Raw genomic sequence first — 240 nt, 5'->3', positions numbered from 1 at the left:
ACTTATTACTACTTCCTAACACTGGGTTTGCAACAGTACTACAAGTAGCAGACTTTTATGAAGTAAGTGATAAAGTTATTGAGAAGATTGTTGAAAGACATTCAGACGAATTAACTTCAGATGGATATGCACTTTTTAGGAAGTACGATGTGGTAAATCTTTTAAACCGACAATATGTCGGAATAGAAATTTCGAGAGGAAAGTCAGTAGTTACCTTTGAAAATGGTGATGAATTAACAG

Annotated in this window: 1 protein-coding gene; it reads left to right on the top strand. The window is 33.8% G+C overall.

The annotated features are described in order from the left end of the window. Positions 1 to 240 (top strand): hypothetical protein (locus R0J88_RS23075; RefSeq protein ID WP_410901326.1); only part of this gene is annotated, 240 nt, incomplete at both ends.

This window comes from Pseudoalteromonas sp. SIMBA_162 (genome assembly GCF_046535955.1).
GTDB classification, from domain to species: Bacteria; Pseudomonadota; Gammaproteobacteria; order Enterobacterales; family Alteromonadaceae; genus Pseudoalteromonas; species Pseudoalteromonas marina.
Note: the sequence above shows the minus strand (reverse complement) of the source record. Positions and strands in the feature narration are given on the sequence as shown.